The sequence below is a fragment of the Verrucomicrobiota bacterium genome, assembly GCA_034440155.1.
GTDB lineage: Bacteria > Verrucomicrobiota > Verrucomicrobiia > JAWXBN01 > JAWXBN01 > JAWXBN01.
Genome location: JAWXBN010000011.1, coordinates 41,544 through 57,818 on the forward strand (window position 1 = coordinate 41,544; position 16,275 = coordinate 57,818).

Below are 16,275 nucleotides of genomic sequence, written 5' to 3' on the forward strand. Positions count from 1 at the left end.
TCCATGGAGGAACTTTTTTTCAATTTACCTGTGGGGCGAGCGGCCCTGCTTTCCACTGAAATTTGGCTTTCTCGGATTTCCGCCCGTGGCCCACAGTAACGAGGACTAAGTTGCCCTATCAAAGTCATGCCCAGCACGCCGAACCACAGTATCGAGAATCCCTATGGGGAATTTGCGGCGACTTTTTTCTATTTCTGCCTCACTTTGGGATCACGAGTCCCGATTGTCTTCCATCGGGGCGAGACATATTGCTTTTCCGTCCATCCCAAAATAAGTTGTCATGCAAATGTTATTGGTTGGCGCGTGGAGTTCTGATAATAGAGCTGTTAGCCACGCAAACGTCCGATGTAGAGTAGGTATTGCCAGAGCACGCCATACGCGGCACAAATTTCACTGGATCGGGGTTCGAACCGTTCCCCAAAGGCTTTCATCAAATGCCCCTCCATGCGGACATGATTCACACCCATCCACCGGCGGAACCACGCGACACACGAATGATGAAAATCCACCACGGCGACCGAACCCTCCACATCCAGATCCTCCCGGCAAAGATCCAGCACTCCCTCGTATCCGGGATTAATCATGGATAGCGAGTAGCTGAATAAAATCAGGTCAAACTTCCGTTCCCCAGCCACAGGCGCATCATACGGCCTGTGCAACAAACCCACCCGTCCGCCAAATGGAACTACCTTGGGCCGGGCCCGGTCCAGCATGTCTGCCGAAAGATCTAGCCCGAGAATTTCCGCCTTAGGAAAGGCCCGCGCCAGCGCCACAAGATTTTTTCCGGTTCCACAGCCCACTTCTAATATCCGCCTCGGTGTAGCACAGTTTCTTGCTGCGCGATGGATGATCTCGTGGCGACCGAAAAGAAATGCCCACCGGGTCATGTCATAAATGTGGGAGTGCCAGCGGTAATAATCGGAAAGTTCCCGGGACGGCGACTGCAGGGGCACAGTACTCAAGAGATGATCTCCGCAAATAGCGTCGACCCGTACGTGCCGACGCGGTCTAACACATGCAGCTTCTCGGCCATCTCGGTATCCAATCGCAAATGACGTCGCGCAGAGCCGGGAATAAAATCTATGACCGGGCTGGCCGAACGCATCAGGATGCGTGTTCCTGGCTGACTATTTTCCAAAATAAGTTTCCATTCCTCGGTCAGAGCCTCAGGCATGTGCGCGGCCAGCCAGTCCTGATGATCCAGTAACACATAATGCGAATAGGAGGAGGGATTCTCCCTTAGAAAATTCGCCAGCGTCGAGGTGTGGGTCGTCAAACGGGGTAGATTTTCACGGAGCGCGTCCTGGTTATCCTTCTGCAAATAGCGAGGGCAGCACTCCCGCGTGTATTTTCCGGTCAGGTACACTCTCCAGAAATAATTGTCCTGAAAAGGCATCTTCGTGAAAACATGTTCCAGTTTGGTCTGGATGTACCCGGTCAATCCACCGGGAAACTGGGTTTCAATCAGACGAATCTGCGCACGCGGTACCCCCAGCATCGCCATCGCTAGAGGTTGGGCCAGGAGCCACTTCACAAAACCGTTCCACAGCATGGGACGCACCTTTTCATAAAGTTCCTGCTGCTCCTCGACGGTTTTGGACGCGAGTAGATCATTCATGTATTTGCGGACATTTTTATTTGTCCCTAGGAAACTCTGGCGCGCGATCCAGGCCATCCGTCCGGCGGTACCTCGGTAATAGAACGAGGGATTCAGGTGGGTGCTTTTGAAATAATCGGATTTTTCCCGCCAAAACTTGGCCGCATAGGGTGTCAGCGCCGGACGTGCAGACCGTAGTAGGTCGGGAAACTCCGGATGTGAACCCTCCCCAAAGGTCTGGAACAGATCGGCAAAACTATTCATCCCAATCACGGCCATCTTGAGTTGGAGCAGCGCATTCTGCCGGGGATTCATGTCCACGGCATGCACATGGGCGGGCCCAGCCAAGAGATAATCCAAGGCATTACACCCGGCACTGGTGATCATGACCACCCGGCTGCGGGAATTGAGAGAAAGCATCTGCAGATCCTGTCGAGGATCCTCCCAGCAGGTGTTGTAGATGAGGTTGCCGGTGTGAACCTTATTAAAAAGGGCATCATGAGCCCTCTGACGGAGGGAGGGGCGGGCCGGGGTGTGGGCTATCATGAGTGTATGAAAACGTTAAATATGGGGGTTTGTCAGGTCAGCAATTGTGACGATTGTGTGATCCACCCTATTCATTATGAACTCCACGCCCCAAGCAATAACATTTGCAATGCCGACCTCTTGCGGGATGGATGGAATAATAAGGTGTCTCTCCATGCAGGACTTGTATCCCGAAGTGTTTTGAAGACAGGTATGGTGTGCCGAAATTTGCTTTTGCCTACCGGGGAAGAAATCTTTTAGTTTCCGAGTGCAGGGTAATCGGCCCTCACTTGCCGAGGTGTGATATTCTGCAGAGATTTGAGAAAGAATACCGTTTTCCCCTCCGGTTTGTTTCGCACTGAGACCCCCCCTACGCAACTTGCTCACGTTCCTGAGTAAAGGGTTATTGGGGGCAATTTGTTTTAAATAATCTCAAATCTCAGCATGACCCCTATCACCTATCATCAGCATGACCCCTATCATTAAATAATCTCAAATCTCAGCATGACCCCTATCACGACCCCTATCACTGACCCCTATCACAAATCCCAGCATGACCCCTATCCTTGATGAGAGTGGTAATTTGCTTAAATGGAAACTTTTTGACAAAAAGCCTATGAAGATAAATTTCCACCACACAAAATAATAGTATTTTGTAGAGACGTTTTTTAATAGCTCTTCAGAAATTCGTGTGGAATTTTTATGGTTCGATGCAAGTGCGGCTTGAAGTTATGGAGTAGCCCGAGGCAGTTGACCGTGTTCTTGTTCACTCTGAGAGCTTTGCGGACATTAACCAGCAACTCCAGTGGGTCTGCCCGGCTAGCCGACTCTGCAACGTCGTGCGAATGATCCCGTGCTTCTTACGAACTAGCGTACAGTGGCTTGCGTCCCTGCCCTTGGGCAATCTCCCACATGGAGACAATCCCAGTAGAAGACATTGATGAGGCGGCGGTTACAGAACACAAACAGATGCCCGCTGCTAGGCACCTCGTACAAGAAACTTTTTAACCAATCCATTCAGCCCACTATCCTAGACGCATGTCTATCAAAGATTTTATTGATTGGCGAATTAGGACGTTAATCAAGGCAGCAAGAAGAAACAAACGCACACCTGCTTGGGTACTAAGAAACATTTACAATATACAATTCACTTTTATTTAAATAATAACTTTTGGTCAATAAAAACAAGGTTTTTGACGTGGTCCAAAATACGGACTACTTACGCAAAGGATAAAGAAATTAGTTTTGAATTTTTGAATATGTAAGCGGAAATATGAAGAGAATAGAGTTTAGAGAATTGCCTGAGAAGATTAGATTATATCTCATGATCTCACTGGTATCAGGGAGTTGGATTTTATTAATGGGAGCAGGAAGCAATTCATTAAATGTCACGATCTTACCTAGTCCCTCTGGAATGATAGCTATGGGGGATACAAATGCCTTTTTGATGGCTTCAGTGAGTTGTGCGGGGACAAATGTCACAACAAATGGCACGACCTATTCGTGGACTGGAACTGGAGTGACAAATTCCAGTATCCAATCCATTACCACACCGGGGATCACGAATATCTCCCTCACAGCGACCCACATCTATAGCGTGAATAATATTAGCTACACAAATACAGGATCGAAAAATATATCCATCACGATTGTAGGAGTAAGTAATATTGTCGGGCTGACAAATGTCCTGGCCGGCTCGACCACGAATTACACGGCGAATGCGTCTGGGTCGGGCACCTTTCCCAATGGCTGGCCGAAATGGGAAACAAACCGTACCGCAGTCGCCGCAACGACCGCGACTATCCCAGTTACTTTTCCCACAAATCCGACGACAAATTTTAATGTCAAGGCTACGGCGGGAACGAGTAGTACGAATTTGAATGTGAATGTCATAAAAGTAACTAGGATTACACCCGCTAACAGCCCTGTTACGGCAACTGTCGACGGAGCTGATGGCACGGCAGGAACGGCGGGAGCTAACGAATACACATTCTCCACGAATTCTAGCGGAATAATTACACTTAAGCTCAAAGCAAAGGTGGATGGACTCTCCACAATGGACGTGGCAACTCAAAATGCTTTCCGATTTGATGTAGAGGCCGTAGGAGACTCCACTCTCGCTTGGGAAGCCACTAACCCGAACGGTCAACCGACCATCAACGGTGACTTTCTGGAAGCCACCGTTACTTTTACAGGACTCCCCACTAGCAACTCTGGCTTTGGCCTCAAAACAGCCAAAGTTAAGTTTTATTCAGAAGAGGTTCCCACAGAGTTTGAGGTATTCTTTGCCAAAGAAGAAAATAATCACCCAGGCACAGGAAATGGAAGTACGTCAAATTGGTATTATTATTGGGCCTCCAATGCAGTTTCGGGCTATGATTTAGCTAGCAGCACTTATTCTTATGCCATCGGAACCGCTGGGGAGTATGCTCAATATAACAGTAACCCAAGCAATCCTCAATATACTATTCATGGGCCCGCATCTGCAGGGCATGAAAATTACTCAGATGGAGGGATTGACCGTGGATCGGAAAGGTATTGACACACTGGCCGCAACGTTATTGCATGAAAAGACTCATTTGCAGGTAGACTTGAAGTGGAAGAACGGTGGAGTGTGGCATGGTAAAGCAGATACCGATGGTGATGAGCTTCCAGATGAATGGGAGGATGCTCACGCAACACAAGGATTTGACAAGACAAAGAGAGAATCATTTGTATTTCCCTATGGTGATGACGAGGAGGTTTATTGTGAAAAACAGGCCAACGGCATCACGGGGGATGCGGCTCAGGACTGGAGTAATCCTGGAAAACAATCAAAAACAGTATTTTAAATATTATTATACCATGAAAATAATCATTATTATCAGTGTGTTTCTCCTAATTCTTTTTGTCAGTGGATTATCTGCGGGAGATTTGCCGACCACAGAGGTTCAAAATGAGCAGTTAAAAAACGCCGTGCTGACACTTATTGAAAGCGTAAGGGGAAAAGACGACAAACGGTTGGTCTCACTACTTCAGGAATTGGATTCTCGAACAGCCCCTGCCCACCGCCCGACAGTAAGCCGGGTTCACCGTTACTTGAAAGATATGAAAGACACGGATGTTAAGTTTGGAAGCACTTTTCAACAGCAGGAGAAGAATCTGATTGGCATCAGAATCATAGAGCCAATCTGTCTTGACTTTACCTTCATAAGGATAGACCGAAAGGGGAAGGAAGTGCTGCTGCTGCAAGCCATAAATCCCTGATGGAATAATGATTGGGCGGGGATGCAAAGAAATGGGAGAGGAGAGCGTGAAAAGATCAGATTATATTTCCTTGTTTCACACGCATACTCCAACAACTTACCGATCAGTTGGAAGGGTAGTTGGCCCATCCTTAGTTGACAACACGGCACATTCTACCGCAAATGTTGCAGGTATCGTTTATGACTATATAGTGACAAATAATTCCATACCCGCTGGACATCCATTAAACTCGTCAGCACTAAGATCTAGTTCTGGACCGAATGAAAGAAAACCCCTTAATTATAAAAGATATACAAGTATGAAAAAAATATTACTCGCATTTCTATTTGTTTTTATAATATCAACCATCATTTTTTATTACAAAACGAATAACAAATCAATGGAAAGTAAAATCAACACTAACAGTGTGGATAGAAAAGATGCAATAAAGTCAATTGAACCTGGGCAAAACACTGTTAATTCTCAAATCCTCAAAGAAGAGTATAGTGATTCTATTAACAGCAGTCGTGATATTGAATATATTGGTGATGTTTCTCCTGAAATTGCAAAAAAGGCAATAGATATTTGTATGGTAGCATTAAAAAGCAAGGTGAATATACCAGAAGGCAAACCATCGATCACTGTAAATGGTGACAATTTGATTATAAGGTTTCCAACTAAAAAAAATGAGACTGCTGGCGGTATACATATGGGTCCTGATTACAGTGCCGAGGTCACGTTGGATGTGAAAACATGGAAAGTTATTAATATCTTGGGTGAAGCTGATTCAGTATTTTAATCAGGAGAAAGAGTATGAATTACGTTGCATTTTAGGTATGTTCTCTACCTCTTTACAACCATAATCCTCCTCCTCTTTATATCATCTAGTGAAATCGTTTGGATTAATCATATTGTTTTATGTTGTGTCGCTTACTCAAGTGTGTGCGGCGGTAAATGTTTTTTTTCTGTGGCGGGAAAGTAATGACCAGTCTGCTTATCCGATCATTGAGACATACATTGAAAATTCTTCAGATAAAGATATAGAGTTTGAGAAGGTCTGGATTAACGGTCAAGAAGCCAAAGGGGGAAGTCGAGAGTATTGTTGGGTACAATGTTATCCAAAATCCATTGCTAAGCCGGGGGAAACACTCCTTGTCCAAGTATGCCTCATGACTCCACCGGGCTATCTTTATGATGCCAAAAAGATCGAGGTCAAACTCAAGGGAATCGATGAAAAGGTGAGTGGCGCAGTGCCTCGTTACTGGGGGTACATTGACGGGAGCCGGATTACATCGGTAAAATACAGCCGTGATTTCAAGAATATTTACGTGGCCTTTTCGACGTGGCAATACCCGTCGAAACCTCTCAAGATTTGGATTAATCAGGTGGAATACACAGATGTCATGAACCTGATGGAGGTGCCGTTATTCCCGGATCGCAAGCCTGCCTCGGACTGTTATTGTCCCCCTGGCATGATTTCTATTCCACTCAAAAAGGCTCTCAAACCCGGTCAGGCCGTGGCCATCCGTGTGGAGTTAGAGGAAAAAAAGATCATGGCTACCGTGATCAGGGCTTCGTTTGGTGTTTTTACAGATGCCTTTGGGGTTTCTCTGGGAGAAGGCGCATTACGCAAGGAATTAGGATTGGATTTAGAGCCATTTGCAGAAGTGATCGATCAAGATATTGCCTGTAATGTACTCAAGGCAGGACAACAAGGAAAAGGGATGTTTGTCCAATCTCTGAGTGATGAAAGGCTGAAACGACTGAATGCCGGAGATCCGCGTCTTTGTTACCCCTATCTGTGTACAGCGTCCCAAGGCAGTTCCCAAGATCCTTTGTATGGATATCTTTGTGATGGAATGGCGATGGCGCGGTATAAATTAACGCCGTGCGACCTCCCCACCTATATCGAGCTGGAGGAATAGGACATGCTGAGGTCGCGATTGGCGGCTTGTCCAAAGCCGTGGTTTTTTATTCCTGAATGTCATGCTTGGACACCTCGAATGCTGGAAGGAGGGGAATTACGGTTATTGGTTTATGCCGCATTGGGACAAGGATGTCAGGGGGTGAAGTACTTTATGTATAATGATTTTAATGGAATTAAAGGTTTCAAATCCAGTCCTTTGCTTACCGAGGAAATCAAGAAGCTAAACCGTGAGATTAAAATCCTCGAGCCACTTTTGGGGAAAGCTAACCATGTGGACAGCTGGACATATTCCATGAGCGGTGCGAAATTACGGCCAGGAAACCCTTTTTTAAGTCCAGATCTACAAAGTGGATTCCGAGTTTATACTTTATGGAGCGGGGATGAGGGTGTCATGGTTCTTGTCCGTAACCTTGATTATACGACAGACCGTGCCCCTAATGATTCCGGGCGCAATCCCCGTTTCCATTATAAGCAAAAAGATAATATAACCTTTGATGTAAGGAAACCGGTGTGGCTGAATCTCTCCACAAATGAAGAGGGTCTATTCAAGGCGGTTAATCCCTTAACCATGAAGTCTGTGGAAGGAAAAATCATCAATGGGAATTTGACCTTTAAACTGTCCAGATTGGATTTAACAGAAGTTATTTGGATTCCCAATCGCAAATAATCGGCCTATCATCATTATTTACTGGGATTAAACTTTTTTGATGAGAGTTTCATAAAATAGTTTGAATTGTGTCTTGAGGAATAAATTGTAAATTTCAGGGTAATGAGAATATTTTTGATCATAGGTTTATTAATCAACCTGACATCTTTGCTTCTTCTAGCAGAGGAGCGTATTCCTGAGAGTAAAAGACAATTTATCAATATATATCCAGTAGGTGATGTCGCCAAGACAGGGGAATTAAACCAAGAACCAAAGCTGGATGATTGGAAATCTGAAGCATTTGTGGAAATTTATGAGGATACTTCATTAAAGGACCGGTTTTTAGTAAAAGTCGCTTTTGCCTATGACTTTGAAAACCTTTATATTGCAGCAGAATTCATCGATGAATCCCCATTAGTTAATAAGATTCATCCAGGAGTAGAACCATCAAAAGGATGGAGTGGTGATTCTTTTCAGATCAGGATCATTGCGGATTCTGGAGTAAGACATCCAATCGCGGCAAATGTGGCTAATAGTGATATAATAATCCATTTAACCATGTGGCTTTATAGTGAGCTCTCCTTACCTGCAGTGGATGTAAGATATGGAATGAATTATCAACCGGGGCCAGTGTTAATCGGAAATTCAAGTGGTTTAGTCTTTAAGAAAAGTGAAAATGTTATCCCGGGAGGCTATATCATGAAAGCCAAGATTCCTTGGAAGGCGATAGGAGTAAAAACCCCGCCGAGTCCGGGAGATAAATGGGTGATGACCATACAACCATTGTGGGCAAATCAAAACGGGGACTTAGTGCATCATTTCTTTGACTGCATTAGTCGTGGTGCCTATCAGTTTGAAGGAACGGAGGGATGGGGAGAGGGACGATTTTTGTCGCTAGGACAAACAGATGTCGCCTTTCAAGAGCAGGTGGATTGGCAAAAAAGCCGGGAGAATAAAGAACGGGCCTATGAACAAATCCATAAAGCAAGGAACACTTCCCCCAAAGGTGATAAAGAAATAGGGCTTACTGCACCAAAACTAGAAAAAAAAGATGGCATACTCTCTATTACTTATACAATCTCGCAGGGGGCATATGTCAGTATGGCCGTGGCCCGTGAAGACGGGTATTTGATAAAGACTCTACTGACTAAGGAGTGGAGAGAAAAAGGTATTCATATAGAAGAATGGAAAGGACAGGATGAGGATGGAGAGGATATTCCCACAGGAAAATATAAAATCAAGATGTTAGCACATCACGGAATCACCCCGCGATATGTGACAACAGTAATGAATAGCGGAACCCCTTCTTGGCGGACAGAAGATGGTAAGGGAAGCTGGGGAGGGGATCATGGTAACCCCGTAGATATTGCCACAGACAAAAAAGGAAATAAATATATCCTATGGAGCGCAGCCGAGGCGGGTGATCAACTCATATGTCTCGATGTGAATGATCAGAAACAATGGGGAATCCGGCTTGAATTTGGTGACTATGCCGCGAGCCTTTGTGTGCAAGGTGATGAATTGTATGTCGGTACTTTCGTCGAAAAAAACAAGAACATTTTAATATGTCTTGATGCTAAAACAGGAGAAAGAAAATCTTTTGAAAATGGTCAGAAGCGATTACTTCTTTCTGAAGTCAAAGATATGAATCTTCCGAATCTAGGAGGGATTACCAGTGATGAACTTAATATTTATTGTGCTTTGGAACAAAAGAACCGTGTTTTGGGTGTAGACCGGAAATCGGGTAAACCAAAATATGCCTTTGAAGTCAAATCCCCTCGTGCGCTGGCTATCAATCAGGATCGTAGCATTTTATATGTCATGACGGCTGACAAGGTAATGCCATTGGACTTGAAGAATGCAAAGTTAGGTGGCCCAATTATCACCGGATTGGATGATGCTCAGGATATTGTTCTGACGGATAATGGACGTTTTTTGATCAGTCAAAGGGGGAAGACCATGCAGGTGGGTATCTGGACGGAAAAAGGAATGCACCTCAATACAATCGGTATAAAAGGGGGGCGACCTAACTTGGGTCGTTATAAACCAGAGGGATTGTTAAACCCTAAAGGTTTATCAGTCGATAATGTCGGAGGAGTATGGGTGGCGGAAGACGACTCTTCACCGAAAAGAGTGAGCCTCTGGGATATGAAAACAGGAAAGTTGTTGAATGAGTTTTTCGGGGGAACTGCCTTTGCAGCCCGTATGACCTGCGAACCTGACAATCCTGAAAATGTTTATCTGCATTATACTCGATTTATTGTAGATTATGAGACAGGTAAAGTCATTCCTGATGCAGTCATGATAAGGCCGGGGGTAATTCCTCGCACATTGAATGGTCCTAAAGGCTGGGGCTTAATGGGACAAAACTTTGAATTTGCTAAAATCGGTAATGGCACTTATGCCTATGACGGATTTGGTGGAGTCTATAAAGTGGAAAAAGATCGGTTAAAAGCGTTTGCTTATTTTGCGGAGTCGATGCCGAATTGGGGAATGTTAACTGGCCAGGCTGTTTTTTGGGTAGATCGTAATGCGGATGGGCAGATTAACACAACTGAGATTCGTGAAGTAAAAGGGTTTAAACCTGATCTCGTTTGTACGTTTGGTGGAGGATTTTTCAAAGGGGGCGCATTCGTTCTAGGACGTAAAACTATTATTTCCAAGGGCGTTGATAATATGGGACTGCCGATTTATGAAGGAACTGAGTCCTATCCGGATTATGCATTCTTGGGAAATGGAAGTGAGATTAAAATTTTTTCAAATAGGGTGGATACATATCCATCGGTTATGTCGGACTATAAAGAGCTTTATACGATTACTAGCCTACCGGCTTCAGACGGTTCGAGGGATGGGGGAGGCAAAGAAGGTGTGTATAAATTTAACCAATCCGGCAAAATACTCTGGCGTTATCCTAAACTTGGATTGGGATTCGGTTTAACAAAAGGACTATCAAAACCGGGCGATCTTTTTGGAGCCCAACGTTTCATTGGATTAATCCAATTTTCTGAGTCATCATTGGGCGAAGTGATAGGTGTGGGATGTTCTCGCGGATACTTTGGGTTCCTCGATCACGAAGGACTTTTTATCGATCAAATAGGGCATGACCTCGGAAGTGCTCCTAAAGCTGATTTCGACGTGTTTCAAATTACAAATTTTGGAGGATATGTTTTTCGTCATCCCAAAACTGGAAAGGTGTATCTTTTCTGCGGAGATACAGATGGACGCATATTGGAGCTGCAAGGATGGGAGTCTATCCAAAAGATTGAAAGTGAATTCAAGTGGTAGAAATGTAATTATGATTTCATAAAACCTCGTCAATAAAAAGGGCTCTTCGGGATTTCGAGTGGGTGAATTGAGGGGGATTTCATAGTTCTGGGAGCATGTATGTGAGGACTTTGAGGCGGAGATAATCTTCATCGCGCAAGCCGTAGGCTCGTCTTTGAATGACACAGATTTTATTATTGAAGCCTTCGACAAAACCGAGGGCTGGTTTTTTGTCCGATTCGCAGTAGGCACCAATTCCTTCCCAATGACGTTCGATTAACTTCGCAAACTTTTCATAAGGTTTGAGCCGCTGCCATTTAAGTTGGCTCTTCCAATTCTCAAAGAATTTCCGTACCCACACCTCCCGTTTATAATCCCAGTGTTGAGCAAAAGATTCCTTGAGAAAATACGCCGTCTGTAACCTCTTATTAGCCGCCAGCAGATGTTTTAACGCTGTCTTCGTATCACTTTTGAGATTCTCCCAGTGCGATAGCAAATTGTATTTCTGCCCCTTGATATACTTCCTCTTGTTTCCGTTGAGCCTTCTGTATTCCTGTTTACGAACTTGGTCGAGAGCCTCCCCCAAATGTCGCAGAATATGAAACTTGTCATAAAGAATGACTGATTGCGACACATGGCGTTGCATCGATTGACTAAAGGCTTTCCACATATCCATGACTCCCATCTGAAGGTCCTCACTCTTTTTAGCCCCTAGAAACGCATGGAATTCATCCATGCTCGCCTCACTGCGGTCTTTTCCCCCGAACAAAATCGCCCGCTTTTTATCCAGGTCACTGACAACGATCCGGTATTTGTGCCCCTTGCCCACAGAAATTTCATCAACCCCAATAACCCTCGGATTGGCAGGCCCCGCTGCCTTTAGCTGCTCCTCCATATAACGTTTGTCCAACTCCTTGACAGTGTGCCAATCCAGATCATGCTCACGGGCCACATCTCTGATGCTTTGGCTGCGGCACTTTGCGCCCGATCATCTTCCCGAATCTCTTCGTGCAGAAGGGGCTATCCAGAAACCAATCCACTTTCTCCCTCTTCACAGACTTACACTTCCGACAGTCCACACGGTAAATATCCACTGCGAGATAAATCTGATAATCCCCGCATGGCTTGTCTCGTACCCATCGCTTTTTCTCGTCATACCATCCCATTTGAACATGCACACAACATCCGCAGACCGTTTTTTTGTGCGCCGCTTGAGCCGCACGATCCGGACTCGCGGCTCTCCCCATTTGCCTTTTAAATCCTTCAAAGCGGTATGCACCATAAAGACTCTTCCTGCGTATCCCTTTTTTCATCCTCACCCTCATTTTGTACCCCTGTCAAAACCATTCTTACCCAATACTAACGGCCCTTTGATCACACTTCCCCCTCAATTTTACCCACTCGAAATCCCGAAGAGCCGTTTTTACCCAAGTAGCCACCATCTCCGACAACCAAGGCCCCAATGGACTCCAGCCAAATGGTTGACCCGCAAGAATTAACCTCAGGAAAATGTAAATCCTATAATGGCATTTTCTTACGGTTTGTTAGCAAGAGTACCAGAAGTTAAGATTTTTTCTTTTGTTTTATCAATACCGGCTTTAGCAATTTCACTCATAGGATTGTAAGCTTGGGCTTGTAAATACCAAGTTAATGAGGCTCCCCATTGTTCCTTGGCCTCAAAATTACGGGCATTTTTAACTGCTTTAATAAAATCCGATGATAGGCCGGAGAGTTCTGCCATTGCCTTATTTAGTTTGGGATCATCACTCCATTCAATAGAAGCTTTCTCCAAAACCTCCCATGCACCGGCAGGATTCTGGGCCTTTGAAAGTTCTTCAGCCTTCAGGAGTGCCACTTCAACAACTTCCACCTTTCTCATGGCTTTCTCGAATTTAGCAATACGTGGCTTGTCCCCATCAAGGGCTGCAGGATATTTAAGTCGGTTCTCATATAAGGCCCTCCAATTCTCCTCTGTCCAATACCTGTCAAATTCAATGATATACTGTTCCTTTGTATCTGCTGTCGTGAAAAATGTTTGGCTAGCGGTTTTCAAATCAGGGTTAGTTGGCCAAAGCTCTGCTGCCCCATAAAAGTATTTCTGTGCATCCGGCAGTTTACCTTGTTGGGCTGATAGCTTAGCCATCCCTAAAGCAAAATTACTCTGCATTTTGCCATTATTAATCAGTGCCATAGCCTTGCTGAAATCAAAATCTAGAGCCTCCTTTTTAACATTCTGGATTTTTTCTTCTGCCGTATTATAATCCTTAACCATCAAAAGACTTTCAAGCTCAGACATATTTCTCAGAAACATGGACACTCTTCTACGGTCATTCCGAGGTACAATTAATAAGTCAGGGAGATTTTTTGACATCATAAAAGCCGCCAATAACTTCTCTGAGGCTCCGGCTAATTCATTGTTTGAATTCTTAAAATTAAAAGCTTCTAGTTCGGTTTTTGCCTGTTTATTAGCCTCCAGTGCTTTGTTATACATGATGGCTAATTCCGTTGTGTAATCACCATCATTATAGATAGTCCGGTAGAATTCAATCCCTACAACAGCCTGAGTAAATTGTTGACTCTCCATTAATGACGCGATGTAAGCTCTAAAGCTTTGACGGGATTCGATGTCCTTTTTAACCTTTTCGAGTTCTTTACTCCCTATTTTGCCGGCGGCAACTATACGATCCTCTTCCCTGCGTGTAGCACGATAAGCATTTCCCAACATTTGATTTAATTGTGAAGTGTTTACCTGCGGGGTATTTACAACTACATTGCTATTGCCCGTCGCTGCATTACTATTATTTGCAGCGCCAGATGCACCTTTAGATGTGGATAATTGTGAGCCAACCAGTAACTCCTTACTCCTTTTTTCCCTTTCCAACTTATCTATCTCTTTTTCCAGTTTATTAATCTCCGTCTTAATTTCCATGGAAGCTTTAACGCGATTGCGAATATTCTCACTAATCCCACCGTCAAAATCAAAATCTTTCAGGACTAATAATTTATCATAGGCTCCCTTATAATTCCCCTCCCTCAGGGCATCCCTAATTTCGTCGATTAATGAATTATATTTTTGAACGGACTGTTTGTCTTTTTCCGCTGTATTGGCGTAGGTTTCAAACAAGGTTAATGGCAAATTTCGACCATTTGATGTTGTCGCAATGCCTGGCATTGTCGCTTCACGAATCTGTTGAATCCCGATTGTCATGTTAGTTCCCACAATACCATTAACAGCTTCTACATTTTGTGGGTTTCCAACAATGACATCCATTGTATTGGCTGATTGAGTAACGTTGCTAGATACTGTCCCTGACGGGTTACCCTTCGAACCATCAAGACTTCCTCCCGAGGGAGAATGGAGAGGATCATTCCCTGTAGCAAAATCGGCAGCAGGACAAAAAGAAATCAATATACCGATGAACAGTAGACCAATAAGAATGTTAGGGTTTTTCAATCGATTCAACATAAATAAGTCCTCCATCTTTAATGAAAAACTGGAGTTGTAACAACTGCCCCTTTTCAAAATTAAACTGATCCAAGTTATCAGGCACAAATATGGGCAAGGGATTATTACTCTCCTTTTCTTTCACTACAAAGAGCCTACCTTTGCCACTTTTAGACACTAACTGTGATTCTACCCGCATAATCGCCTGATAATGGTTGCCAGAAAAACTTGCAGGATCCGTCATGAATGCATTCACCGGGAAATCCCCATAGTTAATATTCTTATTTGTTGAGTTAATATTATTCCCGGGTTTAAATAAAAAATACAGTACTCCCGCTAAGATAAGAGTTAGAATGACAATACCTAAGATTAAAACCCCTTTTTTTTGATTGGAACGTTTTGATTTCAATTGATCAAAAGTTATCCTTTCAGGAGTAACAATCTCTTGAGCATCGTCGGGGATATCGGGTTTATTCATTTTATGTTAGGAATCCAAATGACTTCGGTCATTTAAAGTTTTGGAATTAGGAAGTACAGTTTACCGTTCTCCATCGTTCCCGTCAATCCCTCGAATTGCCTCATAAGTTATGACACCGAGGAAGGGGAAGGTGGGAGGGGTCAAAAAGAACATTGACTCAAAAGAAATGACACCGGAACAAAGAAGTCATGAAAATGAGTCGGAGCACACAAATCGTGCAGTTACCCCTGTACCGGGAACGGTATGCGGGGCGTGGACGGGAAGGCAAAGGGAGATTATTGGATGAGTTATGTGGGCACTACCGATACAGCCGCAAACATGCCATTAAACTCTTGACGGGGAAAGCGGAGGCTGGGCGTAAGCCACGCAACCCGAATCAAGGAAGGCCTTGTGAGTACGGAGAGGAGGAATTGGAGGTCATTAAGAAAATCTGGCTCTCTGGGAGCAACCCTGTGGTAAGCGGTTTAAAGCCATGCTCGGGTTGTGACTAAAATATTATGATAAGGCCGTGAGTGAAGAGACCCAGAGCAAATTACTCAAGATCAGCGCGGCACGGATATTGCTGCGCGTTGACGGTTGGGAGATCAGGGAGTCGACTTTGTCAGTGCCTCGTATGGTTTCGTATTCGCCGTGTCCCGGTCAAAGAACACACAACGCCGGACTTCGTTATAGGCTCGGTAGGCAGAAGAGTCCAAATTTTGAATGGAGTCTGTCAGGATATTTGTGTATGGGGCTGGTTCATATTATGTTGAGATTAATCCTTTAAGATTGTTGAAGGATTAAATCTTCCGGGGAACATGACAGCGAATTGATTTTTCGCGGCGTTCCAATCCCTGATGAGCATCGTCCATTTTTGAGCGATGTTTTTCAAGCTTAAATACACCAATTTGAGTATCACTCTCGAGTCCCTCGATCATCGACAGCACTTATGAGGCTCTAATTTCTTTTCTGGCTCTTCGGGATTTCGAGTGGGTGAATTGAGGGGGATTTCATAGTTCTGGGAGCATGCATGTGAGGACTTTGAGGCGGAGATACTGACTAGTCCTTAGCATAAAATACAATTTTAGCCTTAAAGAATGATCGGACGAGCTTTGGTTTTGTTTTAATATCAGCCAAGTCGTTTTCGACTCGCTCTTTGAGAGATTCGTTTTTTTTGAGGGGTTTCTTC

15 protein-coding genes are annotated in these 16,275 nt (G+C 44.4%); 8 read left to right on the plus strand and 7 right to left on the minus strand.

Features of this window, described 5'->3' with window-relative positions; genetic code table 11:
- Nucleotides 1-326: 326 nt before the first annotated feature.
- Genes SGI98_01150 through SGI98_01160 form a run of 3 tightly spaced genes read right to left on the minus strand, consistent with a single transcriptional unit; the run spans nucleotide 327 to nucleotide 2,299 of the window.
- Nucleotides 327-953 carry a class I SAM-dependent methyltransferase gene (locus SGI98_01150; protein MDZ4742008.1) on the minus strand — a complete coding sequence of 209 codons (627 nt, stop codon included), beginning with the start codon at nucleotides 951-953 and terminating at the stop codon, nucleotides 327-329.
- A 5-nt stretch (nucleotides 954-958) separates the two neighbouring features.
- The gene (locus SGI98_01155; protein ID MDZ4742009.1) at nucleotides 959-2,143 is read right to left on the minus strand and encodes a BtaA family protein; all 1,185 of its coding nucleotides are present in this window, start codon (nucleotides 2,141-2,143) and stop codon (nucleotides 959-961) included.
- A gap of 15 nt (nucleotides 2,144-2,158) precedes the next feature.
- Complete coding sequence (locus SGI98_01160; protein ID MDZ4742010.1) at nucleotides 2,159-2,299, minus strand: hypothetical protein; 141 nt, start codon at nucleotides 2,297-2,299, stop codon at nucleotides 2,159-2,161.
- 1,147 nt (nucleotides 2,300-3,446) lie between these two features.
- Between SGI98_01160 and SGI98_01165 the strand changes: the two genes are divergently transcribed.
- The 7 genes from SGI98_01165 (at nucleotide 3,447) to SGI98_01195 (ending at nucleotide 11,205) form a co-directional block, all read left to right on the plus strand.
- Nucleotides 3,447-4,664, plus strand: coding sequence for a hypothetical protein (locus SGI98_01165; protein MDZ4742011.1), 1,218 nt, complete (start codon nucleotides 3,447-3,449; stop codon nucleotides 4,662-4,664).
- Nucleotides 4,615-4,953: a hypothetical protein gene (locus tag SGI98_01170; GenBank protein ID MDZ4742012.1), complete on the plus strand. Its 339-nt coding sequence runs from the start codon at nucleotides 4,615-4,617 to the stop codon at nucleotides 4,951-4,953. Before SGI98_01165 ends, SGI98_01170 begins: the two co-directional genes overlap by 50 nt.
- A gap of 13 nt (nucleotides 4,954-4,966) precedes the next feature.
- Nucleotides 4,967-5,368, plus strand: a complete 402-nt coding sequence (locus SGI98_01175) for a hypothetical protein (GenBank protein ID MDZ4742013.1) — start codon at nucleotides 4,967-4,969, stop codon at nucleotides 5,366-5,368.
- Nucleotides 5,369-5,666: 298 nt separating this feature from the next.
- Entirely contained in the window at nucleotides 5,667-6,146 is a 480-nt protein-coding gene (locus tag SGI98_01180) for a hypothetical protein (protein ID MDZ4742014.1), read from the plus strand.
- 124 nt (nucleotides 6,147-6,270) lie between these two features.
- Nucleotides 6,271-7,272, plus strand: a complete 1,002-nt coding sequence (locus tag SGI98_01185) for a hypothetical protein (GenBank protein MDZ4742015.1) — start codon at nucleotides 6,271-6,273, stop codon at nucleotides 7,270-7,272.
- 3 nt (nucleotides 7,273-7,275) lie between these two features.
- Complete coding sequence (locus tag SGI98_01190) at nucleotides 7,276-7,941, plus strand: hypothetical protein (protein MDZ4742016.1); 666 nt, start codon at nucleotides 7,276-7,278, stop codon at nucleotides 7,939-7,941.
- Between the two features lie 102 nt (nucleotides 7,942-8,043).
- Nucleotides 8,044-11,205, plus strand: a complete 3,162-nt coding sequence (locus SGI98_01195) for a hypothetical protein (protein MDZ4742017.1) — start codon at nucleotides 8,044-8,046, stop codon at nucleotides 11,203-11,205.
- Between the two features lie 79 nt (nucleotides 11,206-11,284).
- Here SGI98_01195 and SGI98_01200 read toward each other — a convergent pair whose 3' ends face one another.
- From SGI98_01200 to SGI98_01210, 3 genes are all read right to left on the minus strand, one after another.
- The gene (locus SGI98_01200; GenBank protein MDZ4742018.1) at nucleotides 11,285-12,145 is read right to left on the minus strand and encodes an ISL3 family transposase; all 861 of its coding nucleotides are present in this window, start codon (nucleotides 12,143-12,145) and stop codon (nucleotides 11,285-11,287) included.
- 573 nt (nucleotides 12,146-12,718) lie between these two features.
- Nucleotides 12,719-14,665 carry a hypothetical protein gene (locus SGI98_01205; protein ID MDZ4742019.1) on the minus strand — a complete coding sequence of 649 codons (1,947 nt, stop codon included), beginning with the start codon at nucleotides 14,663-14,665 and terminating at the stop codon, nucleotides 12,719-12,721.
- The gene (locus SGI98_01210) at nucleotides 14,625-15,107 is read right to left on the minus strand and encodes a hypothetical protein (GenBank protein ID MDZ4742020.1); all 483 of its coding nucleotides are present in this window, start codon (nucleotides 15,105-15,107) and stop codon (nucleotides 14,625-14,627) included. Before SGI98_01210 ends, SGI98_01205 begins: the two co-directional genes overlap by 41 nt.
- A 188-nt stretch (nucleotides 15,108-15,295) precedes the next feature.
- Between SGI98_01210 and SGI98_01215 the strand changes: the two genes are divergently transcribed.
- Nucleotides 15,296-15,598, plus strand: coding sequence for a hypothetical protein (locus tag SGI98_01215; GenBank protein MDZ4742021.1), 303 nt, complete (start codon nucleotides 15,296-15,298; stop codon nucleotides 15,596-15,598).
- A gap of 547 nt (nucleotides 15,599-16,145) precedes the next feature.
- On the opposite strand, the gene SGI98_01220 is transcribed toward SGI98_01215, so the two are convergent.
- Nucleotides 16,146-16,275, minus strand: a 130-nt coding sequence (locus SGI98_01220) for an IS630 family transposase (GenBank protein ID MDZ4742022.1), incomplete at its 5' end; no start/stop codon positions are given.